The sequence below is a fragment of the Roseobacter sp. HKCC-CH-9351 genome (genome assembly GCF_037830295.1).
GTDB lineage: Bacteria > Pseudomonadota > Alphaproteobacteria > Rhodobacterales > Rhodobacteraceae > M30B80.
In genome coordinates this window covers 1,721,804-1,743,172 of record NZ_JBBLYM010000001.1, presented here as the reverse complement: position 1 = coordinate 1,743,172, position 21,369 = coordinate 1,721,804, and the positions used below count along the sequence as shown (strand labels likewise).

Sequence of the window (21,369 nt, the reverse complement as noted above, 5' to 3'; positions counted from 1 at the left end):
TGTCTTTAAATACCCAAGACGCTGAAAGGGCAAGAGAATTACAATATATTTAATTTTACGTTGGCTTTCTGCAGATGCAGCGCGCCGCAATTTTAAAAATTTACTTTTGACAAGCCGCATAAAATTCGCCTAGCTGAGGAGAAATTTGAAAGCGCTTTGAAGGCAATCATTTCGCGCCAGACGATGAAACGACCCAGCGCCATGCACGACAAAGGAAGGAGGGAGGCGATGAATTTAAAAGAATTGGCATCATCGCTTGGGCTGTCTCAGACCACAGTCAGCCGCGCCTTGAATGGCTATCCTGAGGTGAACCCTAAAACTCGCGCCCGTGTCGAGGCAGCGGCGCGCGCGGCGAATTATCAACCCAATTCCCGCGCCCGCCGCTTGGCCACAGGGCGCGCGATGACCATCGGCCATGTGATCACGCATACGGGTGAAACTGAAATGGTAAACCCGATTTTTGCAGATTTTCTTGCAGGTGCGGGCGAGGTTTATGCCCGCGAAGGATATGACCTGCTTTTGTCTATCGTGCATGAGGGGGCCGCCGAACGCGCCTATCGCCAGATGGCCGCGAATGGCTCGGTTGATGGGGTGATGGTGCAAGGCCCCCGCCAAGAAGACCCGCGCATTGCGCTGCTACAGGAATTGGGGCTGCCGTTTTTGGTGCATGGCCGCACGGGGGATGCGCGCGGCTATAACTGGTTAGATATTGCCAATTTGCGGGCCTTTCGCCGTGCGACCGAATTCTTGTTGGATTTGGGGCATAGCCGCATTGCCCTGATCAATGGCCAAGAGGCGATGGATTTCGCCGCCCGCCGCCGCCGCGGCTATGAAGAGGCGCTGCGCGCGCGTGGCATCACCCCTGACGCAAGCCTGATGTATGCCGATGTCATGACCGAAGGATATGGCCACCGCGCCGCGGCACAATTGCTTGACCGTGAAAACCGCCCCACCGCCTTTTTGGTGTCATCGGTGATTTCTGCCATTGGGGTGCGCCAAGGGGCATGGGAGCGTGGGCTACAACTGGGCCGCGATGTCTCGATCATCACCCATGATGATGTGCTTTCCTATCTCAACAATGATGCCGAAGGCCCCGCATTTACCTCAACCCGCAGTTCAATTCGTTTGGCGGGGCGTCGCTGTGCAGAAATTTTGATCGAACGGATCAAACAGCCTGACGCGCCCTTTGTGCATGAATTATGGGAGGCTGAATTGATGGTCGGGCGCTCGACTGGCCCTGCACCATAACGCCTGTCTCTGCCTGCCCTGCTTTAACCCCGCTGCCGTATTGCAATGAGTTCTCTCGCCATGACCACCCCCACCCTTCCCGCGCGGTCGGATTTTCCGCAAGATTTTCTGCTTGGTGTCGCCACATCGGCCTATCAAATCGAAGGCCACGCTCAGGGTGGCGCGGGCCAGACCCATTGGGATACATTCGCCGCAACGGGCAATAACGTCACCCGCGCTGAAAATGGCGCGCTTGCCTGCGATCACCTAAACCGATGGGAAGACGACCTTGACCTGATCCGAGATCTTGGCGCCGATATATATCGCTTTTCGCTGTCATGGGCGCGGATCATGCCCGAAGGGCGCGGCGCGGTGAATAAGGCGGGCTTGGATTTCTATGATCGTTTGATTGACGGGATGTTGGCGCGCGGGCTGCGCCCTGCAGCCACGCTGTATCATTGGGAATTGCCCTCGGCCCTTGCGGATCAAGGCGGTTGGGTGAATGGCGATATGCCAAACTGGTTTGCCGATTACACCGAGATTGTGATGGCACGCCTTGGCGACAGGCTGTGGTCGGTCGCCCCAATTAACGAGCCGTGGTGCGTCTCATGGTTATCGCATTTCGAGGGGCATCATGCGCCCGGTCTGCGCGATATTCGCGCCGCAGCCCGCGCCATGCACCATGTGCTCTCCTCGCATGGCCGCGCGATTGAGGTGATGCGCGCGAGTGGCATGCGCAATCTGGGTGCCGTGTGCAATTTTGAGACCGCCCTGCCCGCCGATGAAAGCCCCGCATCAAAGGCCGCTGCCGCGTGTTACGATGCGATCTATAACCAATTCTTCCTGTCAGGCCTGTTTCATGGCCGCTATCCCGATCTGGTGCTTGAGGGGTTAGAGAAACACCTTCCCCAGAATTACCAAGACGATTTTGCCCATATCACCGCCCCGCTCGATTGGTTGGGTTTGAATTACTACACCTGCAAACGCCTGAGCGCAGGATGCGGAATTTGGCCGAATTACCAAAGCGTTGAGGGGCCATTGCCCAAAACCCAAATGGGCTGGGAAGTTTACCCCGAGGGATTGCATCATTTCCTTACCCATACGGCGAAAACCTACTCGGGCGACCTGCCGCTTTATGTGACCGAAAACGGCATGGCGAATGACGATACGCCCGAACAGCCAGATGTGGCGCGCATAACCTATCTTGATGCCCATATGCGCGCTTGTTTGCGCGCGATTGAGGATGGCGCACCCTTGAAAGGCTATATCGCATGGTCGCTGATGGATAATTACGAATGGGCCTTTGGGTATGAAAAACGCTTTGGCCTTGTCCATGTTGATTTCGACAGCTTGCAAAGACGACCAAAAGCGTCCTATCACGCGCTCGCACAGGGCTGGCGCGCGGGCTAAATAAGGCAGGACAGGATGACATCTTCCCCCGATTTGGATTTAGTCGCAGATATCGGCGGCACCAATACCCGCGTGGCTTTGGCGCGCGCGGGCGTCATTGACCGCGACAGCATCCGCCGCTTTGCCAATAAAGACGCCGCTGATTTGCGCGAAATATTGGCGCAATTCATGGAACAGGCGGGCCTCTGTTCTGGCGCGCTCTTGGGCATTTGCGTGGCCGCCGCAGGCCCCGTGCGCGATGGCGTGGCCAAAATGACCAATTTGGATTGGCATATTGACCGCGCGATGTTGGCTGATGTCTCGGGCGCGCCACGCGTGGCTGTGCTCAATGATCTACAGGCGCAAGGCTATGCGATTGGCCATATTTCCGATACGGAATTGCGTGTGATCCTGCCCCATGATCCCGCCTCTGCCCATGCGGCGAAATTGGTCATCGGGCTTGGCACGGGGTTTAACGCCGCCGCCGTATTTGACGGGCCGCGGGGCCGCGTGGTGCCCCCTTCGGAATCGGGCCATATCACCCTGCCCACCCCCGATGACCAAACCCGCGATCTTGCCCGCTTCTTAGCCAAAAAGCATGGCTTCGCCGCAGTCGAGGAAGTTCTCTCGGGGCGTGGGATCAGCCATGTTCACGCCTTTTTGCACGGGATTGATCAGCCCGCTCAACAGATCATGGATGCACTTGAGCAAGATGATGCCAAGGCCCGCGCCACCGCCGCGCTCGTTGCACAGGTTCTGGGCAATGTCGCAGGGGATCTGGCCTTGGTGAACCTGCCCTTTGGTGGGGTCTATCTGATTGGCGGCGTCTCGCGCGCCCTTGCCCCCTATTTGATGCAATTCGGATTTGCCGAGGCCTTTTCGAATAAAGGCCGCTTTGGCCCCTTTATGGCGCAATTCGGGGTCAGTGTCGTTGAAGATGATTTTGCCGCGCTCACAGGCTGCGCACAGGCCTTGATCGAGCTTTAGAACGCGCGATCTTTGACGGCCTGCATAGATACATGTGTCGAGGTTGAGGCCACATACGGCAGGGCGGATATGACCTCGCCCAACACGCGGCGATAGGCGCCCATATCGCGGCAGCGCACCTTGACCAAATAATCAAACGCCCCCGCAATCATGTGGCATTCTTCGATTTCGGGCACGGCAATCGTGGCTTTGTTAAAGGCGGCCAATGCCGCCTCGCGCGTATCGGACAATTTCACCTCAACAAAAGCCACATGTTCGCGGTCAAGCTTTACGGGATCAAGTTCCGCGCGGTAGCCACGAATATAGCCTTCCTGCTCAAGACGGCGCAGACGCACTTGGGTCGGACTTTTCGACAGCCCCACGCGATCCGCCAATTCCGTTACGGAAATTCGGCCATCTTCTGAGACTTCCTTCAGAATCTTCCGATCAAACCCATCAATTTGCCCGCGTTCTGGCGATTTTGATACCATCAGACCCACCCTTTTCCTGTTTAATCAATTTATTTTCCCGCTAAACTACAAAGTCAAGGCGGATTTCCCGCCGATATCTTCGTATTGTAATTCATCTTCATTTTACCCGTGGTGTCCACATGACCGACCTTTCTGTGCTGCGCGATGCGATCCGTGACGATCACTTGGCCGATGAGGCCGCTATTCTCGACCGCCTGATAAAATCACATGGCCCCGATCAGGCCACGCGCACAGCCGTCAAGGCGCGCGCAACCCGCTTGGTCACTTCCATCCGCAATGACGCAGATGCAGGGTTGATGGAGGTGTTTTTGGCCGAATACGGCCTCTCAACCCGCGAAGGCATTGCGCTGATGTGTTTGGCAGAGGCGCTGTTACGCGTGCCAGATGCAACCACGATTGATGCTTTGATCGAAGATAAAATTGCCCCTTCAGCCTGGGGCGAGCATTTGGGAAAATCCTCCTCCTCGCTTGTAAACGCGTCCACTTGGGCGCTGATGCTGACGGGGCGCGTTTTACAAGACGGCGAAGGCATGGATCGCGTGTTGCGCGGGGCCTTGCGCCGTTTGGGCGAACCTGTGATCCGCACCGCCGTGGCGCGCGCCATACGCGAGATGGGGCGGCAATTCGTGTTGGGGCAAACCATGCCAGACGCGATGGCCCGCGCCGCAAAGCAAGAGGCAAAGGGATACAGCTATTCCTATGATATGTTGGGCGAGGCGGCGATGACCATGGCCGATGCGGATGCCTTTTTTGCCTCTTACAAAACCGCCATTGCCAAGATCACCCCGCGGTGTAACGCTGGGGATATCCGCAGCAACCCTGGAATTTCGATCAAACTCTCGGCGCTGCATCCGCGATATGAGGTGACACAAAAAGATCGTGTGATGTCCGAACTTGTGCCGCGCGTTTTGGAATTGGCCCTTGATGCGCGTCAGGGCGGGATGGGTCTTAACATTGATGCCGAAGAAGCAAATCGTCTTGATCTGTCGCTTGATGTAATTGAGGCGGTCTTGGCTGATCCACGCCTTGCAGGGTGGGACGGGTTTGGTGTTGTGGTGCAGGGCTATGGCCTGCGCGCAGGCGCGGTGATTGACTGGCTTTACGCCCTTGCCGCCAAACTTGACCGCAAGATCATGCTGCGTCTGGTCAAAGGCGCCTATTGGGACACCGAGGTAAAATTGGCGCAGGTTGAAGGGCTATCTGGCTTTCCCGTTTATACACGAAAATCCGCCACCGATGTGGCCTATCTGTGTTTGGCCAAAAAGCTGCTTGGTCTAACTGATCGCATTTATCCGCAATTTGCCACCCATAACGCCCATTCTGTGGCGGCCATCATCGAAATGGCAACAGACCCTACCCGTTTTGAATTCCAACGCCTGCATGGGATGGGCGAGGCGCTGCATGATCTAGTGCTGAAGGGTAACGCCACGCGCTGCCGCATCTATGCGCCTGTGGGGGCGCAGCGGGATCTTTTGGCCTATCTCGTGCGCCGCTTATTGGAGAATGGCGCAAATTCTTCCTTCGTGAACCAAATCATGGATGAAAACACGCCACCTGAGGTGGTCGCAGCCTGCCCCTTTGAACGGCTCGAGCGCGCAGGATCAAATCTTGCTGTGCGCCACCCAAGCGCGCTTTTTGCGCCCGAGCGCGCAAATTCACGCGGGTTTGACCTTAGCGATCCTGTCACCTTGGCCGAGCTAGACGCGGCGCGCGCGCCATTTCGGACGCATCAGTGGCAGGCAAGCCCCATTTTGGCCAAACCTGCGACAGGGGCCGATGACATCACCCAAACCTGCCCTGCCGATCCCGCCGACATCGTGGGCCGTGTTACCGAGGCCGCCGCGGGTGATATCGAGACTGCACTGACATCTGCGCAGGCTTGGGACGCACCTGCTGCAGAACGCCGCGTCTGCCTTGAACTGGCCGCCGACCTTTACGAAGCGCATCATGCCGAATTATTTGCGCTTCTGGCCCGCGAGGCGGGCAAAAGCCCAGCCGATGCTGTGGCCGAACTGCGCGAGGCGGTAGATTTCTTACGTTACTACGCGGCCCATGCGCCGCTTTTGCAGCAGCCCGCGCGCGGGGTGTTTACCTGTATCAGCCCGTGGAATTTCCCCTTGGCCATTTTCACAGGGCAAATCGCTGCCGCGCTTGCGGCGGGAAATGGCGTTTTGGCAAAGCCCGCGGAGACAACCACCCTCATCGGTGCGCGGGCCGTGGAATTGCTCCATGCCGCAGGCGTGCCGCGTGGCGCCCTGCAATTTCTGCCAGGACAAGGGGCCAAGGTCGGGGCGGCCCTTGTCAGCGATGCGCGTGTTGCGGGCGTGTGCTTTACGGGGTCAACGGCAACCGCCCAAGGGATCAATCGCGCCATGGCGGCCAATCTGCACCCCGCGGCCCCTTTGATTGCAGAGACAGGCGGCCTGAATGCCATGATCGTGGACAGCACAGCCCTGCCCGAACAGGCCGTGCGCGACATTGTCGCCTCGGCCTTTCAATCAGCAGGTCAGCGTTGCTCGGCCCTGCGGTTGCTCTATGTACAAGAAGATATCGCAGGGGGCCTGTTAAAGATGTTGCAGGGCGCGATGGAGGAACTCTCCCTCTCCCACCCATGGAACATATCCTGCGATGTGGCCCCAGTGATCACGGCAAGCGCGGCGGCAGAGATCAATGCCTATGTCCAACAGGCCCAGAGAGAGGGGCGTTTGATCAAACAGATCACCCCGCCCAGCACGGGCCATTATGTGGGGCCTGCCTTGATCTCATTGCCCGGTGGGATCAACGACCTTGAACGCGAAGTCTTTGGCCCTGTCTTGCATGTGGCCACTTATAAGGCCCGCGATCTGGCGCGGGTTGTGGCCGATATGAATGCAAAGGGCTATGGCCTGACCTTTGGGATGCACAGCCGCATTGATGACCGCATCGCCGAGGTGGCGAGCCAGATCAAGGTTGGCAATCTCTACATCAACCGCAACCAAATCGGTGCCATTGTGGGCAGTCAACCCTTTGGGGGCGAGGGTCTGTCTGGCACAGGGCCAAAGGCGGGCGGGCCACACTATTTGCCGCGCTTTACGACCACCGACCTCGCAGCAGAAGGCCCAATGGGCGATGCGCCCCCCTGTGACGAGGCCGAAGTGACCCGCGCCCTTGCAGCATTTGCGCGCCCCTCTGACAGGCCCCTTTCCCAAGAAGAAATGCCCGGGCCTACAGGTGAATCGAACCTGTTGTCACGCTATGCGCGCGGGCGGGTTCTGTGTCTTGGGCCAACGGCGGAAGCCGCCATGATGCAGGTGCAAATGGCCAAAGAGGCAGACTGCACCGCCCTTGCGATTGCGCCCAGTATTGGCGCGCATGGGGTTGAAGGGCTACTTCCTGCTGACATGCTGCGCAGTCTCACGGGGTTTGATGCCGTGATCTTATGGGGAGATCCCGAAGAGGCCCGCCCCTATCGCGCGGCTTTGGCTGCGCGCGAGGGCGCCTTGATCCCGCTGATTTGTGAACGCGACCCTAAACCGCGCCTGATCCTTGAGCGGCATATCTGCATTGACACCACGGCGGCGGGCGGCAATGCGCGGCTTCTGGCAGCGGCAGGTGAGGCCTAGATCGCCAAGCCCACCGCGCGGCCAATTAGGGATGTGGCCACCATCGCCAACACGCCCCAGAACATGACACGGAATGCGGCGCGCCCTTTGGGGGCGCCGCCAGCCTGCGCACCAAGCGCACCAAGCGTGCCAAGGGCCGCCAATGTGGCCGCCCCCACCCAAATCTCCACCTGATCATGCGGGGCCACGACCCCCATCAGCAACGGCACCAAAGCACCGCCTGCAAATGTCGCGGCAGAGACCACCCCTGCCTCTACAGGCTTGGGCGGCGAAAGATCAGTCAGCCCAATCTCATCGCGCAAATGTGCGCCAAGCGCATCTTTGCGGGTCAATTCGCGCGCCACCTCATCGGCCAACTGCTCCGACAAGCCCCGTTGACGATAGATCGCCGCCAATTCGGCCAATTCGCCCGCAGGGTTCAATTTCAACTCGCGCTTTTCGCGCTCGACATCGGCGCGCTCAACATCGGCTTGGCTTGAGACGGAAACATATTCCCCCGCTGCCATCGACATCGCCCCCGCGACCATGCCTGCAATCCCCGACAATAGGATCGTGCCTTGATCCGCACCGCCCGCAGCAACCCCCACGATCAATGACGCTGTCGACAAAATCCCATCATTCGCCCCCATCACCGCCGCGCGCAACCATCCTGAGCGTTGCGACAAATGCGGTTCCTCATGGGCCGAGGGCACATTGTGAGTATCAGGTCGGTGTTCAGCCATAATTGGGCAATCCCATTTTTCCTGGGTTAAAAATATTTTGCGGATCAATCCCGCGCTTGATTGTGGCCATGACCTCCATCGCTTCTGGCCCCAATTCGCGGATCAGATAGGCGGCTTTGCCTTGGCCGATGCCATGCTCACCTGTACAGGTGCCCTCCATCGCAATCGCCATATCATTCAGCCATGCAACAAACCCCTCGGCCATCTCAACCTCGGCAGGACTGTCCGTGTCGATCAACATCAGCACATGGAAATTTCCATCGCCCACATGGCCCACAACGGGGGCGATCATGCCCAATTCTGACGCACGCGTCTGTGCCTTTGTCACAGCCTCGGCCAGACGGCTGACGGGCACGCAAATATCGGTGGAAATCCCCTTTGCCCCAGGGCGCAGGGCCAAACCCGCCCAATAGGCATCATGACGCGCTTGCCACAGTTGATTGCGCTCCTCCTCAAGGGTGGTTGCGGCAAAGCCCGTGCCACCAAAATCAGTGGCAATCTCGCCAAAACTTGCCGCATCCTCCGCCACGCCTGTCTCGCTGCCATGAAATTCCAATAACAAAAGTGGCGTTTCTGGCAGGGACAGTTTGGAATAGCGATTAACGGCCTCAACCATCAACTTGTCGAGCAACTCAATGCGCGCCACGGGCAATCCATATTGCACAGTCGCAATGACACATTCGCAGGCAGCCTCGACCGAAGGGAAAGAACAGGTCGCCGCAGAAATGGCCGCAGGGATACCCCGCAGACGCAAGGTTAACTCGGTGATCAGGCCAAGCGTGCCTTCAGAGCCGATCATCAGATGGGTCAAATCATACCCTGCCGAAGATTTCCGCGCCCGCGCGGCGGTTTTTACAATCTCCCCCGATGGCAAAACCGCCTTCAGCCCAAGGATATTTTCCTTCATCGTGCCGTAGCGCACGGCATTCGTGCCGCTTGCCCCCGTGGCCGCCATACCTCCAAGCGTTGCATCTGCTCCTGGATCCACGGGAAAGAACAGCCCCGTGTCGCGCAAATGCGTGTTCAACGCCTTACGCGTGACACCTGGCTCAATCACGACATCCATATCCTCGGCACTGACCCGAAGAATGCGGTTCATCTGACTGAAATCAATACAAATTCCCCCTGCGGACGCATTCACATGCCCCTCAAGGGATGAGCCTGCCCCAAAGGGGATCACAGGCACATGATGACGCGCGCACAGACGCACGACATCTTGGACTTCCTCGGCCGATTGCACAAAAACCACAGCATCAGGCGCTTGGGTGCGCAGCCATGTGGTGGTGTGGCCATGCTGTTCGCGCAAGGCGGCACTGGTCGCAAGCCGCGCCCCAAATTGCCCCGCAAGCGCCTCGATCACGATAGCAATGCCATGCTCATTGCGCGGAAGATCTAAAATTTTAGCCATGGTTATGCACTTTCCCTGTTGCTGCCTTTATGTTTAGCGACAGCCGCACAGAAGAAAAAGGGGGGCCGCACCCTCGGGGCTAAAGCCCGTAAAGGGCGCCAAATTTTTCCTCGAGATAGCGCAACAGCGGCTCAGGGGAGACAGGCCCACCGATTGCATCCTCAATCGTCTGGCGCGGCGGTTTCAGGCTGCCGTGGCGTTGCAATCTCTCGCGCAGCCAATCGGTTGCAGGGCGTGGATTGCCCTGTGCCAATGCCGCATCCAAATTCGGCACATCCGCGCGCAAAGCCTGCATCAAGCAGCCGGCATAGACATTGCCAAGCGCGTATGTGGGGAAATATCCAAACAGGCCCGCCGACCAATGCACGTCTTGCAACACCCCGTGGCTGGGGCGATCCACGGCGAACCCAAAATCAGCCATAAAGCGATCATTCCATGCCGCCTCAAGATCACCTACGGCCAGATCACCGCTGATCAATGCCTGCTCAAGATCAAACCGCAACATGATATGCAGGTTATACTGCACCTCATCGGCCTCGGTGCGGATATAGCCTTCGGCAACCCGATTTATCGCCGCATAAAGCGCAGCAGGGCTATCTGTTGACAGCCCACCAAAGGCCGTCTGCATCTGCCCATAAAGCCATGTCACAAAAGGCAGGGACCGACCAAGCTGATTTTCGTAAATGCGGCTTTGGCTTTCATGTACCCCCATCGAGGCCCCCTGCCCCAATGCGGTCAAGTGATAGAGCGGGTCGATATTTTGCTCGTAGCAGGCATGGCCCACTTCGTGAATGGTCGAATAAAGCGCATTAAACGGATCATCCCGCGCTACCCGCGTGGTGATGCGACTGTCATTGCCTGAGCCAGAAGAAAACGGGTGAACGGCAAGATCAATCCGCCCTTTGTCGAGATCATACCCAAAGGCCAAAGCAATCTCGCGCGTCAGGGCAAGCTGCGCCGCCTCGTAAAAATCACCCGATATCGCCGCGGGCATCGGTTTTTCAAGGATTGCCGCGCGCAAGGCCACAAGGCGCGGGCGCATCGCATCAAACAGGGCCGCGATTTCGCTAGCGCGCATCTCAGGTTCGTAATCGTTCAACAGCGCATCATAAAGGGCCGCACCACGCATCTCGCCTGACAGACAGGCGGCCTCCTCGCGGCGCAGGGTGATAAGTTGCTCAAGAACAGGTAAAAAAACTGCGACATCATCTTCGGCGCGGGCCTTGGCCCAGACCCCATGGGCGAGCGAGGCCGTCCGCGCCAATTCCGCCGCCAAACGCGCGGGGATTTTTGTAGCACGCTGATATGACCGCGAGATCAGACGCAAAGAGGATGCTTCAAAATCCGTTTCAGCCTGTGCGGTTTCCAACAGTTCGCCAAGTGCAGGGTCAGTGCGGCGGGCGTGCAGAACCCCCTCCATCGCTGCGATTTCTTCGGCGCGCTGTGCCGCTGCCCCTTTGGGCATCATGGTTTCTTGATCCCAATGCAACCGCCCCGCGACCTGCTCAAGCACGGCGGTTTGCGCTGCATGCGCCAAAAGATCCCCCATCGCGCTCATGCCGGTGCCCCACGCAAGGATTGCTCAGGCGGATAAATCGCAAGGAAGCGCGCGCGCAAAATCAAGACGACCAAGGCCACCGCACCAAGCTGATGGGTCAACCCAAGGGCAATTGGCGCAGAATGCATCACCGTTACGATCCCGATCACCACCTGCCCAAACAGCATCACCGCCATCCACGCATAGGATTGGCGCACCAGCGCATTGCCCGATTTGCGCCCTTTGAGCCAAACCGCAATCCCATAGGCAAAGACCAGATAGCCCAGCATCCGATGGATGAATTGGACGGTTCCATCATTTTCGAACAGATTACGATACCAAGGGTCAATCGCCCACATATCAGGCGGGGTGAACCCGCCCGCCATCAAAGGCCAATCAATATAATTGCGCCCTGCATCGATTCCCGCGACCAAAGCCCCAACCAAGACTTGCAAAAAGGTGAGATGCAAAAGCCCCGTGGTCATACCAAAAAGGCGCTTATCGCCCGCACGCCGCGCTGCCAATAACGCGGGCGCAGGTCGGCTGAGCTGCAAAATAAACCATGTGATGAGGGCAAGGATGACGAACGCGACACCCAAATGTGTCGCCAACCGATAAGAGGCAACATCAAACATGCCAGGCGCAAGACCTGAATAGACCATCCACCATCCGATGGCCCCTTGCAGACCACCAAGCGCCCCAAGCGCCACGATTTTTGGAACCCACCCTTTGATCAGATTGCCGGAGAGCGCTAGCGCGGCAAACCCAAGGGCCCAAACAAGACCGATTGCGCGCCCCCATTGACGATGGCCCCATTCCCACCAGAAAATATACTTAAACTCGGCCATCGACATGCCGCGATTTTGCTGTTGGTATTCGGTTGTCTGCTGATAGGCGGTGAATTGCTCTTGCCACTGGTCATCACTGAGCGGCGGAATGGCCCCCGAAATCGGCGCCCATTCAACGATAGACAAACCTGAATCAGTCAGGCGCGTCATGCCCCCAATGGCAATCATTGCCGCAACCATTACAAAGAGAACCGCCAAATAGGCTCGCATCCATCTACGCGCCGCGTCCGTGCCGCGGGAAATCCCCAAAGGGTTCGGACTTGTTTTGCCCGGCCCAGAGGGCCCTTTGCCGGATTGGTCAACCTCTTCGAAAATATTGCGGCTCATGGCGCGGCCCCTTCTCGATCTTCATTTGGCAAAAGACCTAGCGCCTTGGCAAAGGCTTCGCAAGAATGCGCGGCAGTTTGGCGCTAGGGCCGATCGCACCAACGCTGCATCTGTCGCAAAATGCCATGGAACAGCTGAACATCGGCCCGTGTCAGTGGCAGACGCCCCCACAGATTGCGCAAGACCAGCTTCATGCCTGCGGCCTTTGTTTCGGGAAAGAAGTAGCCCATTTGATCAAGCTTTTCTTCGTAGTGATCCGCCAGTTTTTCCACCTCAATCGCGGTGGCAAAATCGCTGCGGGCAAATTCCATGCGCATTTCCACCACCTCGGTGGTTTGGCGGCGCCACTCATAAGCGCATAGCAGCACAGATTGCGCCAGATTGAGCGATGGAAAATCAGGGTTCACGGGCACAGTTATAATCGCATCAGCCCGCGCGATATCGTCATTTTCCAAACCTGCGCGCTCGGGGCCAAAGATCACCGCAACCTTGCCCCCCGCGGAATGGATAGCCCGCGCCTGCGCCATCGCCGCCTCGGGGCTGAGGATCGGTTTGGTCAGGCCCCGTTCGCGGGCAGTGGTCACAAACACATGGGTGCAATCGCCAATCGCCTCGGGCGTTGTCTCCACCACCAAAGCAGGATCGAGCACCACGCCTGCGGCGCCACTGGCCAAGGCCACCGCGCGTTCATTCGGCCACCCATCGCGCGGGGCCACAAGGCGCATATGGTTCAGGCCGAAATTCCACATCGCCCGTGCCGCCGCGCCGATATTCTCACCCATCTGCGGGCGCACAAGCACGAAACAGGGCATTGGATGGGCGGTTGCGGGAATTTGGCTATCGTCACTCATGATCCTGCCATATCGTGCGGAGCCATTCTTGCCAAGCGCCCCATTGCTGAACACGAAGCAAACCATTAGGAACAAACAAAGACTGACAAGAGGCACCCTTATGTCCGACATGGATATTCCACAGATTTACCTTGTGACCCCGCCAAATTTCGAACTGACGGGCTTTGGCGCACAGCTTGCGGCCGTTTTGGATGCCTATCCTATCGCCTGCCTGCGCCTTGCTATGGCAAGCCGTGATGAAGATGACCTCGCGCGCGCAGCAGATCACTTGCGCGAAATTGCCCATGCCCGCGACATCCCCTTGGTGATGTCAGAACATATCAAACTGGTCGAACGCTTGGGGCTTGATGGCGTGCATCTCTTGGATGGGTCGCGCAGCACCCGCAAAACCCGTGCGGATCTTGGCGGCGATGCAATCATCGGCTGCTTCTGTGCCAATTCCCGCCATGATGGGATGAATGCAGGGGAAATGGGGGCGGATTACATCAGTTTCGGCCCTGTTGGCGACACAAGCCTTGGCGATGGTAGCCGCGCCGAAGATGATCTTTTCGCATGGTGGAGCCAGATGATCGAACTGCCAGTCGTGGCCGAAGGCGCGCTGACGCTTACAGATATCGAACGCCTTGCGCCGATCACAGATTTCTTCGCCATCGGTGAGGAAATTTGGCGCAAAGACGACCCTGTGGCAGCCCTTAAGACGCTTCTGTCCCCTCTGGGCTAAGGGCCTGAGCAAGCCCCGCACGCACGGCCGTTTCGGCGGCCTGCGCCAGTGCCTTGCGCGATGCAAACTCTGAGACGCGCAAGGGCGCGTGATAGATGACCGTGACATGGCCATTTTCACGGACAGATAGCACCCGCATCAGGCCCGCACCAAAGGATTGATCCCCCCACCACCCGTAAAAGGCGGGATTTTCGCCTGCGGGGGCATGATAGGCGATGGTAACGGGCTGCACCGTCATATCGGGTGGCAGATCAGCGGCAAAAAACGCCTCAAACAGGCTTGAGCGGAAGGGTAAAACGCGCAACCCATCGGTGGATGTGCCTTCTGGGAAAAATACCAAACGCTCGGCGCCTTCTGCAAGGCGCATAAGCAACAGGCGATTTTGATCTTTTGCCGCCATGCGCCGCCGCTCGATGAAAACGGTGCCTGCTGCACGCGCCAAAATCCCAATACCCGCCCAATCGCGCACTTCAGATTTTGCCACGAATACCACAGACCCGCCCGTATTGAGCGGAAAAATATCAAGCCAAGACACATGATTGGCGACAATCGCGCCCGCAGCTTGTGCGGCATTTCCTTTGCGCGTCACCTTGAGGCCCAAAATCACACAGACAAAGGCGCAGACGATTTGCGTGATCCGCGCAGTTACGGGTCGGCGCAAAGGCCCCGCTATGACGCGCTCTAGCACGCGGCACAAAAGCAGGGTCAAAAACCCAAACCCGATGACCATAAGGATCGCTGCCCCGCGCAGACAGGCGCGCAGAATACCCAAAACCCCAACAGATGCGGGCGTGACCTGAGGGGCGCCATCCCAGCGCATGGGCCTATATCCCCCGACCCCGCGCGTAGAGCGCGCGGTGTTTTTCCGACATCAGGGCCGTATCAAGGATCAAACAAATATCGGTGCAATTAAAGGCGTGATCGACAAAGGCCCCCTGCCCAACCGCACCGCCAAGGCGCAGATAGGCCTTGATCAACGCGGGCAGCGCACGCGTAGCAGCCGTGCGCTCAAGCGCGTCTTCGGCAATGAGGTTCATATCCTGATAACCCGCCGCCCGCGCCTTTGGGCGCAGCCCCTCAGGCGCAAGATGGCGGTGATGCAGCAGCGACAGAGGCGCGGCCAATTCAGCCACATTGGTGCCACGCAGTGACGCCACACCAAATAAAATTTCAATCTCATGGGTCACGATATAATCGGCCAGCCCATTCCATAAATGCATCAGCGCCGTGCCCCCGCGATAATCGGCATGCACGCAAGACCGCCCCAATTCCAGCAAACGCCGACCCAAAGATTTGAGCGGCGCGAGATCATATTCATCTTCAGAGTAGAATTGCCCTGCGGCTTTGGCCCCGTGTTCCTGCATCACGCGGTAAACGCCCACAACTTGCTCGCCCACAGCGCGGCGATGATCGAGAAGCATGAGATGATCAAAAAATGGGTCAAAGCGATCTGCCTCAAGCCGCGCCTCGTGATCCACCAAGGCCCCATCAGCGCCCAATTCCGCCACGAATACCTCATAGCGCAGGCGCTGTGCCGCGCGAATATCCTCTGGGCTTGAGGCCAATCGCAGCTCAAAATGCGGCTCTTGCAACACCATAAGGTGGGCCTTCCTGTCTTGGCTGTGCCTTTCGCGCCGCAATTTTGCGGCCTTTGGGGCAAATGCGTTTATCTGTGCAGCGCGATGCGCCTTTCCAAGATATGATCTTCGTGATGCAGAATTAGGGTATTGTTAACCATCATTCCAGTAGACCGAACCCTTAAGCGCCCCATTCGGGCAGCAATGTCACATGGCGGGAGTCGATCACTTGTTTGCCTTGATGCTCGAAATTGACGGTCACCTTGCCGCCAATATTGGATTGCACCTGTCCCAACCCCCAATCAGGTTGCGCAGGGTTGCGCACCAACATCCCAGGCTCAAGCAGCGCATTCAACTCTTCGGTCATCGGAGGCCTCATTGATGGATCAAATCGTCTTTAGCCCAAATTCACAGGATTTGTCAGCCCTGGTTGCATCACGGCTCTGTCATGATTTAGGCAACCCTTTGGGGGCTGTGTCAAACGGGGTTGAACTTCTGCAAATGAGCGGCATGGCCAATAGTCCTGAAATGGCCCTGATTGCCGATGCGCTGCGCGATACCGAAGCGCGGTTGCGGTTTTTCCGGACCGCCTATGGCGCGGCGCGGCCTGATCAGCATATCTCTGAACGCGAAGCGCGCAATATTCTGAGCCAGATGTATGGCGCGGGCCGCCTGACAGTTGACTGGCTTTTGACGGGGGATTTACCGCGCCATCATGTAAAAAGCGCCTTTTTGATGATCGCCTGTGCCGAAGCGGCCCTCCCTATGGGGGGGGGCATATCACAATCGCACAGCCAGAGCGCGGCACGCTTACAGTCGGCGCTGACGGGCCACGGATCTTGCGCGACTTATTAGGTCTGGCATGGCTCGGCGGGGCCAGTCACAGCACCCCAAGCCCGCGCGAGGTGCAATTCCTGATGCTGTTAAAGGAGGCCGCTTACATCGGGGCTGAGATTTCCCTTAGCCTCTCGGACACCCGTGTGCAGATCAGCCTGCAGGGGTCGCGGTTATAACGCCTGCAATCCTGCGCGAAACCGCGCGGCTTTGGCCACATACCCCGCCGCCGATTGAATAAGCCCCGCGCGCGCCGCCTCGTCTAGCGCGCGAATAACACGACCTGGCATCCCCATCACCAAACTGCCGTCAGGAATAACTTTGCCCTCGGGGATCAAGGCCCCTGCCCCGATCAAGCAGCCCTTTCCGACAACCGCACCGTTCATCACCATCGCGCCCATGCCAATCAATGTGCCATCGCCAATCGTGCAGCCATGCAAAAGCGCGCGATGCCCAATGGTGCAATCCTCGCCCACAGTCAGGGGCAGACCTGGGTCTGTATGGCAGATCACATTTTCCTGCAGATTGCTGCGCGCGCCAATGGAAATCAGTTCATTGTCGCCGCGCACCGTGGACCCAAACCAAATGCTGCTTTCGGCAGCAAGGGCAATCTTGCCGATGACATTGGCATCATCGGCAACCCATGCATCGGCGGCAATATCGGGCTGATGCCCCCCAAATGCGTAAATCATGGCGCGCGCATCCCCTCATATTCACTTTGTAAACCCCGCAAAAACCCTGCAAGGCTTGGCTGTTGAATGCGGCGCATCCGTTCAGCCGAGATGATTGTGGTCAGATTGTCAAAGCACGCGTCCAGATCATCATTGACGAGAACGTAATCATAGCCATCCCAATGGCTGATCTCGTCCCAAGATTTTGCCATGCGTTTGGAAATGGTTTCGGCATCATCTTGTGCGCGCGTCACCAGACGTTCGTGCAAGGCTGCAATGCTCGGGGGCAGGATAAAGATCGACAGCGCATGCGCGCCCAGCGCCGAGTTGCGGATTTGCTGCGCCCCCTGCCAGTCTATATCAAATAAGACATCGCGCCCCGCATCAATGGCTGCACGCACAGGTGGCATCGGGCTGCCGTAGAGATTGCCGAACACCTCGGCATGTTCCAGCATCGCGCCCTCATCCACCATCCGCTCAAACCCTGCGCGGTCGAGGAAATGGTAATGTTCCCCATCCACCTCGCCTATACGCGGCGCGCGCGTGGTGGCGGATACTGAAAACCGCAACGACCCGTCCCATGCCATCAAACGCCGTGCCAACGTGGATTTCCCTGCACCCGAAGGCGAAGAAAGAATGATCAGCAAGCCACGGCGTGTGGCAGCGTTTAGAGATTTTGCATCGGTCTGAGACATCAGGCGCGTCTTTCTATGGCGATCTTTACTGTGCGCGCGCATCTTGAGGATCAGACCGCAGAGGTCAAGCCAAAGCAGCGCCGATGCCCCATTAACCAATTTCTGTCATATGGGCTGAATTTTCCGAAAATTTGCCGTTACTATGCCCGAGGTAACACACCTCAGCACATAAACCTTCGATCCGCCGCATAGGGGTATGCAGCAGGCGTATCGAACCCGTTGAGGATAGGGGAAAACGATGGGGAATTATTATTTTGGCGATGCCGCGCGTGACAAGGACGAAACCCTTGATCACCATATGGCGTTCACGCGATTGCGACAGCATTGGCACAGTTTGCGTGACACCGTCCACCAACCACCCAAAGCACGCGATGTGCAGCCGCATATCTTAAGCGCGGCCCTGCCATTCGTGTTTTTGGTGGGAAATCTCGGCGGCGAGATTTTGCGCCTGAAACTGGGCGGCACGCATTTATGCGATGTTATGGGGATGGAACTGCGCGGAATGCCGCTGCGGTTTTTTTTTGCCTATAATGAACGCCCGCGCTTTGCCGCTGCGGTCGAGCCTGTTTTCGCGGGGCCTGCGGAATTGGATATAAGACTGCAAAGCAGCTATAGCGGGATTGAGCCACCCGTTTTGGCGCGCATGATCCTTTTGCCCTTGCAAAGCGCCTCGGGCATGATTGATCGCGCCATTGGGGCTTTTGTGACCAAAGGGCCGCTTAACCATGCGCCCTATCGGTTTGAGATTGAGCGCACGGATCTGCACCCGCTTCATGCAGAAACGGCGGCTATAACGCCGCCGCCTCATATGGGCATGAAACCCACCAAAGTGCCCTATCTGCGCGTCCTGTCAGGGGGGGCGCGCAGGCTAGTTTATAAGCGCGGCGGGGTTTTATCCCGCCGCCGCTGCCGCCGCATCACGGCGGGTTGAGGACAATTCCTCCGCCACCAAGAAGGCCAATTCAAGCGACTGGCTGGCATTGAGGCGCGGGTCACAGGCCGTGTGATAGCGGCTTGAGAGATCCTCATCGCTCACAGCGCGCACGCCACCTGTGCATTCGGTGACATCTTTGCCTGTCATCTCGAAATGCACCCCGCCCGGAATGGTGCCTTCGGCGCGGTGGATGGCAAAGAATTCCTGCACCTCCCGCAAAACCGAGTCGAAGGGCCGCGTCTTAAACCCACTGGCCGATTTGATCGTGTTGCCGTGCATCGGGTCACAGCTCCAGACCACATTTGCCCCGTGCGATTGCACCGTGCGCACAAGGCGTGGCAGATGATCGCCAACCTTGCCCGCACCAAAGCGCGCAATCAATGTCAGGCGGCCTACCTCATTTTCTGGGTTCAAAATATCCATAAGGATTTTCAGATCATCCTCGGTGGTTGTTGGGCCGCATTTCAGACCAATCGGGTTTTGCACCCCTGCACAGAATTCAACATGCGCGCCCTCTGGCTGACGGGTGCGGTCGCCAATCCAAATCATATGACCCGAGCCTGCAATCGGTTTGCCCGTGGTCGAGTCAATCCGACACAGGGCTTCCTCATATTCCAACAACAGCGCCTCATGGCTCGTGTAGAAATCGACACTGTGCAATTCATGTGTGGTCTGTGGGCTGATGCCAGCCGCGCGCATGAAATCAAGGCTATCTTGGATATGATTGGCCATGTCGCGGTATCTCTCCGCGTCATCGTGATCGGTAAAGCCCAAGGTCCAGCTATGCACCCGTTCGATATCTGCGAAACCACCCGTTGAGAAAGCCCGCAACAGGTTTAGCGAGGCGGCAGCCTGCGTATAGGCCTGCAACATCTTGGCAGGGTCAGGAATGCGCGCCTCAGGCGTAAAGGCCAACTCGTTGATGATATCACCGCGATAAGAGGGCAACTCGACCCCGTTGATCACCTCGGTGGGCGCCGAGCGCGGCTTGGCGAATTGCCCTGCCATACGGCCCACTTTGACCACAGGAACCTTGGCGCCATAGGTCAAGACCATCGCCATTTGCAGCATGACTTTGAAGGTGTCGCGAATGGAATCTGCCGAAAATTCAGCAAAGCTTTCGGCGCAATCGCCCCCTTGCAGCAAAAACGCCTCACCACGGGCCGCTTTGCCAAGCGCGGCTTTGAGGCGGCGCGCCTCACCCGCAAACACCAGAGGAGGATATTTACCAAGCTGCGCCTCAACCGCCGCCAATGCTGCCTGATCAGGATAATCAGGCATCTGCACGCGCGGCTTGCTGCGCCAGCTAGATTTCGTCCATGTTTGTGCGGCTTCAGCACCCATGGGAGCCTCCTTCGGTCTTCCATAAAAATTACGATTTCGGCCTGCTTATAGACGCGGAAACCCCCCGCGTCCAATGGCAATTTCGCAAGCTATGGATCAAAAGGAGGGCTTGCGGCGCGCGCAATTTGGTGGTTTCGCTAGAGAAACGACCACATAAGGTTGCATCGTGATATGCGCCTCGGTGCGATATTTAATGATTGTGGCTTTGTTCAAAGGACTCTGGAGATGAGCAGACCGACCCCCCGCCATGCAGACGCCGCGAAACGCTATGTTTTCGTGCTGTTGGATCGCTTTACGATGCTCTGCTTTGCCTCGGCGGTCGAAGCCTTGCGCATTGCCAATCGGATGTCGGGACGCACACTCTATGAATGGGCCTTGGCGGGGGATGGGGGCGAGGTTGCGTATTGCTCTGCGGGGATCGGCTATAAGCTAGATATCGATCTCGAAGAGCTGACCCGCGAAGACACAATTATGCTGTGCGGCGGGATTGATGTGCAATCCGCCACAACCAAGCGCATTCTCAACTGGTTGCGGCGCGAGGCGCGGCGCGGTTCGGTTGTGGGCGGGCTGTGCACCGCAGGCTATACTTTGGCCAAGGCGGGGCTGTTGGACGGCAAACGCGCCACGATCCATTGGGAAAACCAAGACAGCTTTTCCGAAGAATTCGAAGACGTCACCCTGACAAAATCGGTCTTTGTGATTGATGGCAACCGCATCACCACCGCAGGCGGCACCGCCTCGATTGATTTGATGCTGAAAATCATCGCCAATGATCACGGCGAAGAATTGGCGAATTTGGTGGCTGATCAGTTGATCTATACCTCGATCCGCACCGACCAAGACACGCAGCGCCTGTCAATTCCAACCCGCATCGGCGTGCGTCATCCAAAACTCAGCCAAGTTATTCGGATGATGGAGCATAATATCGAAGACCCGATCAGCCCGGCAAGTTTGGCCAAAGAAGTCGGAATGTCCACGCGCCAATTAGAGCGATTGTTCCGCCGTTACCTGAGCCGCAGCCCCAAGCGATATTATATGGAATTGCGCCTTGCCAAAGCGCGCAATCTGCTGATGCAAACCGATATGAGCGTGATCAATGTGGCATTGGCCTGCGGCTTTGCATCCCCCTCGCATTTTTCAAAATGCTATCGGGCGCAATATGACACCACCCCCTATCGCGAGCGGGGCATCCATGCGAGCAAACCTGACATGATCGTCAAATAAT

General features: G+C 57.7%; 21 protein-coding genes. 9 read left to right on the top strand and 12 right to left on the bottom strand.

Annotation, left to right across the window (positions count from 1 at the left end):
• Positions 1-228 precede the first annotated feature (228 nt).
• From AAC632_RS08735 to AAC632_RS08725, 3 genes are read left to right on the top strand one after another with little or no spacing between them, the layout of a single operon-like run.
• Complete coding sequence (locus AAC632_RS08735) at positions 229-1,248, top strand: substrate-binding domain-containing protein (RefSeq protein ID WP_340296829.1); 1,020 nt, start codon at positions 229-231, stop codon at positions 1,246-1,248.
• A 60-nt stretch (positions 1,249-1,308) separates the two neighbouring features.
• Positions 1,309-2,637 carry a GH1 family beta-glucosidase gene (locus AAC632_RS08730; protein ID WP_340296831.1) on the top strand — a complete coding sequence of 443 codons (1,329 nt, stop codon included), beginning with the start codon at positions 1,309-1,311 and terminating at the stop codon, positions 2,635-2,637.
• 15 nt (positions 2,638-2,652) lie between these two features.
• On the top strand, positions 2,653-3,603 hold the full coding sequence (locus AAC632_RS08725; protein WP_340296832.1) for a glucokinase: 951 nt from the start codon (positions 2,653-2,655) through the stop codon (positions 3,601-3,603).
• On the opposite strand, the gene AAC632_RS08720 is transcribed toward AAC632_RS08725, so the two are convergent.
• Positions 3,600-4,073: an Lrp/AsnC family transcriptional regulator gene (locus AAC632_RS08720; protein WP_340296834.1), complete on the bottom strand. Its 474-nt coding sequence runs from the start codon at positions 4,071-4,073 to the stop codon at positions 3,600-3,602. The two genes, AAC632_RS08725 and AAC632_RS08720, sit on opposite strands and share 4 nt — an antisense overlap.
• A gap of 119 nt (positions 4,074-4,192) precedes the next feature.
• On the opposite strand from AAC632_RS08720, the gene putA reads away from it, so the two are divergent.
• On the top strand, positions 4,193-7,675 hold the full coding sequence (putA, locus tag AAC632_RS08715; RefSeq protein WP_340296835.1) for a bifunctional proline dehydrogenase/L-glutamate gamma-semialdehyde dehydrogenase PutA: 3,483 nt from the start codon (positions 4,193-4,195) through the stop codon (positions 7,673-7,675).
• On the opposite strand, the gene AAC632_RS08710 is transcribed toward putA, so the two are convergent.
• From AAC632_RS08710 to AAC632_RS08690, 5 genes are all read right to left on the bottom strand, one after another.
• Positions 7,672-8,397, bottom strand: a complete 726-nt coding sequence (locus tag AAC632_RS08710; RefSeq protein ID WP_317654503.1) for a VIT1/CCC1 transporter family protein — start codon at positions 8,395-8,397, stop codon at positions 7,672-7,674. The genes putA and AAC632_RS08710 overlap by 4 nt on opposite strands.
• Positions 8,390-9,805: an FAD-binding oxidoreductase gene (locus AAC632_RS08705; protein WP_340296839.1), complete on the bottom strand. Its 1,416-nt coding sequence runs from the start codon at positions 9,803-9,805 to the stop codon at positions 8,390-8,392. The genes AAC632_RS08710 and AAC632_RS08705 overlap by 8 nt, the downstream gene beginning before the upstream one ends.
• A 79-nt stretch (positions 9,806-9,884) precedes the next feature.
• Positions 9,885-11,363, bottom strand: a complete 1,479-nt coding sequence (locus tag AAC632_RS08700; protein WP_340296841.1) for a carboxypeptidase M32 — start codon at positions 11,361-11,363, stop codon at positions 9,885-9,887.
• Complete coding sequence (gene ctaA / locus AAC632_RS08695) at positions 11,360-12,517, bottom strand: heme A synthase (RefSeq protein WP_340296843.1); 1,158 nt, start codon at positions 12,515-12,517, stop codon at positions 11,360-11,362. The genes AAC632_RS08700 and ctaA overlap by 4 nt, the downstream gene beginning before the upstream one ends.
• Before the next feature lie 83 nt (positions 12,518-12,600).
• A complete protein-coding gene (locus tag AAC632_RS08690) occupies positions 12,601-13,368 on the bottom strand; it encodes an RNA methyltransferase (protein WP_340296845.1) in 768 nt (255 codons plus the stop codon).
• Between the two features lie 100 nt (positions 13,369-13,468).
• Here AAC632_RS08690 and AAC632_RS08685 point away from each other — a divergent pair, with 100 nt between their 5' ends.
• Positions 13,469-14,089 carry a thiamine phosphate synthase gene (locus AAC632_RS08685; RefSeq protein ID WP_340296847.1) on the top strand — a complete coding sequence of 207 codons (621 nt, stop codon included), beginning with the start codon at positions 13,469-13,471 and terminating at the stop codon, positions 14,087-14,089.
• Here the strand turns inward: AAC632_RS08685 and AAC632_RS08680 are convergent.
• From AAC632_RS08680 to AAC632_RS08670, 3 genes are all read right to left on the bottom strand, one after another.
• Positions 14,061-14,909 (bottom strand): lysophospholipid acyltransferase family protein, encoded by an 849-nt coding sequence (locus AAC632_RS08680; protein WP_340296849.1) that lies wholly within the window; start codon positions 14,907-14,909, stop codon positions 14,061-14,063. The genes AAC632_RS08685 and AAC632_RS08680 overlap by 29 nt on opposite strands.
• Before the next feature lie 4 nt (positions 14,910-14,913).
• Positions 14,914-15,687 (bottom strand): GNAT family N-acetyltransferase, encoded by a 774-nt coding sequence (locus AAC632_RS08675; protein WP_340296851.1) that lies wholly within the window; start codon positions 15,685-15,687, stop codon positions 14,914-14,916.
• Between the two features lie 160 nt (positions 15,688-15,847).
• Positions 15,848-16,033 carry a DUF3553 domain-containing protein gene (locus AAC632_RS08670; RefSeq protein WP_317654491.1) on the bottom strand — a complete coding sequence of 62 codons (186 nt, stop codon included), beginning with the start codon at positions 16,031-16,033 and terminating at the stop codon, positions 15,848-15,850.
• 14 nt (positions 16,034-16,047) lie between these two features.
• On the opposite strand from AAC632_RS08670, the gene AAC632_RS08665 reads away from it, so the two are divergent.
• Both AAC632_RS08665 and AAC632_RS08660 read left to right on the top strand, forming a co-directional pair.
• Complete coding sequence (locus AAC632_RS08665; protein ID WP_340296852.1) at positions 16,048-16,521, top strand: histidine phosphotransferase family protein; 474 nt, start codon at positions 16,048-16,050, stop codon at positions 16,519-16,521.
• On the top strand, positions 16,506-16,679 hold the full coding sequence (locus AAC632_RS08660) for a hypothetical protein (protein ID WP_340296853.1): 174 nt from the start codon (positions 16,506-16,508) through the stop codon (positions 16,677-16,679). Before AAC632_RS08665 ends, AAC632_RS08660 begins: the two co-directional genes overlap by 16 nt.
• On the opposite strand, the gene AAC632_RS08655 is transcribed toward AAC632_RS08660, so the two are convergent.
• On the bottom strand, positions 16,674-17,192 hold the full coding sequence (locus AAC632_RS08655; protein ID WP_340296855.1) for a gamma carbonic anhydrase family protein: 519 nt from the start codon (positions 17,190-17,192) through the stop codon (positions 16,674-16,676). The two genes, AAC632_RS08660 and AAC632_RS08655, sit on opposite strands and share 6 nt — an antisense overlap.
• The gene (gmk, locus tag AAC632_RS08650) at positions 17,189-17,866 is read right to left on the bottom strand and encodes a guanylate kinase (RefSeq protein ID WP_340296857.1); all 678 of its coding nucleotides are present in this window, start codon (positions 17,864-17,866) and stop codon (positions 17,189-17,191) included. Before gmk ends, AAC632_RS08655 begins: the two co-directional genes overlap by 4 nt.
• 238 nt (positions 17,867-18,104) lie before the next feature.
• Between gmk and AAC632_RS08645 the strand changes: the two genes are divergently transcribed.
• Positions 18,105-18,797, top strand: coding sequence for a PAS domain-containing protein (locus tag AAC632_RS08645; protein WP_340296858.1), 693 nt, complete (start codon positions 18,105-18,107; stop codon positions 18,795-18,797).
• Here the strand turns inward: AAC632_RS08645 and AAC632_RS08640 are convergent.
• Positions 18,759-20,144, bottom strand: coding sequence for a class II 3-deoxy-7-phosphoheptulonate synthase (locus AAC632_RS08640; protein WP_340296860.1), 1,386 nt, complete (start codon positions 20,142-20,144; stop codon positions 18,759-18,761). The genes AAC632_RS08645 and AAC632_RS08640 overlap by 39 nt on opposite strands.
• Before the next feature lie 225 nt (positions 20,145-20,369).
• Here AAC632_RS08640 and AAC632_RS08635 point away from each other — a divergent pair, with 225 nt between their 5' ends.
• Positions 20,370-21,368 (top strand): GlxA family transcriptional regulator, encoded by a 999-nt coding sequence (locus tag AAC632_RS08635; protein WP_340296862.1) that lies wholly within the window; start codon positions 20,370-20,372, stop codon positions 21,366-21,368.
• Position 21,369: the final 1 nt, after the last annotated feature.

Bases quoted from the DNA above. Each gene is read 5' to 3' on its own strand.
- AAC632_RS08735 (WP_340296829.1), top strand. From the start codon at position 229: ATGAATTTAAAAGAATTGGCATCATCGCTTGGGCTGTCTCAGACCACA.
- AAC632_RS08730 (WP_340296831.1), top strand. From the start codon at position 1,309: ATGACCACCCCCACCCTTCCCGCGCGGTCGGATTTTCCGCAAGATTTT.
- AAC632_RS08725 (WP_340296832.1), top strand. From the start codon at position 2,653: ATGACATCTTCCCCCGATTTGGATTTAGTCGCAGATATCGGCGGCACC.
- AAC632_RS08720 (WP_340296834.1), bottom strand. From the start codon at position 4,073: ATGGTATCAAAATCGCCAGAACGCGGGCAAATTGATGGGTTTGATCGG.
- putA (WP_340296835.1), top strand. From the start codon at position 4,193: ATGACCGACCTTTCTGTGCTGCGCGATGCGATCCGTGACGATCACTTG.
- AAC632_RS08710 (WP_317654503.1), bottom strand. From the start codon at position 8,397: ATGGCTGAACACCGACCTGATACTCACAATGTGCCCTCGGCCCATGAG.
- AAC632_RS08705 (WP_340296839.1), bottom strand. From the start codon at position 9,805: ATGGCTAAAATTTTAGATCTTCCGCGCAATGAGCATGGCATTGCTATC.
- AAC632_RS08700 (WP_340296841.1), bottom strand. From the start codon at position 11,363: ATGAGCGCGATGGGGGATCTTTTGGCGCATGCAGCGCAAACCGCCGTG.
- ctaA (WP_340296843.1), bottom strand. From the start codon at position 12,517: ATGAGCCGCAATATTTTCGAAGAGGTTGACCAATCCGGCAAAGGGCCC.
- AAC632_RS08690 (WP_340296845.1), bottom strand. From the start codon at position 13,368: ATGAGTGACGATAGCCAAATTCCCGCAACCGCCCATCCAATGCCCTGT.
- AAC632_RS08685 (WP_340296847.1), top strand. From the start codon at position 13,469: ATGTCCGACATGGATATTCCACAGATTTACCTTGTGACCCCGCCAAAT.
- AAC632_RS08680 (WP_340296849.1), bottom strand. From the start codon at position 14,909: ATGCGCTGGGATGGCGCCCCTCAGGTCACGCCCGCATCTGTTGGGGTT.
- AAC632_RS08675 (WP_340296851.1), bottom strand. From the start codon at position 15,687: ATGGTGTTGCAAGAGCCGCATTTTGAGCTGCGATTGGCCTCAAGCCCA.
- AAC632_RS08670 (WP_317654491.1), bottom strand. From the start codon at position 16,033: ATGACCGAAGAGTTGAATGCGCTGCTTGAGCCTGGGATGTTGGTGCGC.
- AAC632_RS08665 (WP_340296852.1), top strand. From the start codon at position 16,048: ATGGATCAAATCGTCTTTAGCCCAAATTCACAGGATTTGTCAGCCCTG.
- AAC632_RS08655 (WP_340296855.1), bottom strand. From the start codon at position 17,192: ATGATTTACGCATTTGGGGGGCATCAGCCCGATATTGCCGCCGATGCA.
- gmk (WP_340296857.1), bottom strand. From the start codon at position 17,866: ATGTCTCAGACCGATGCAAAATCTCTAAACGCTGCCACACGCCGTGGC.
- AAC632_RS08645 (WP_340296858.1), top strand. From the start codon at position 18,105: ATGGGGAATTATTATTTTGGCGATGCCGCGCGTGACAAGGACGAAACC.
- AAC632_RS08640 (WP_340296860.1), bottom strand. From the start codon at position 20,144: ATGGGTGCTGAAGCCGCACAAACATGGACGAAATCTAGCTGGCGCAGC.
- AAC632_RS08635 (WP_340296862.1), top strand. From the start codon at position 20,370: ATGAGCAGACCGACCCCCCGCCATGCAGACGCCGCGAAACGCTATGTT.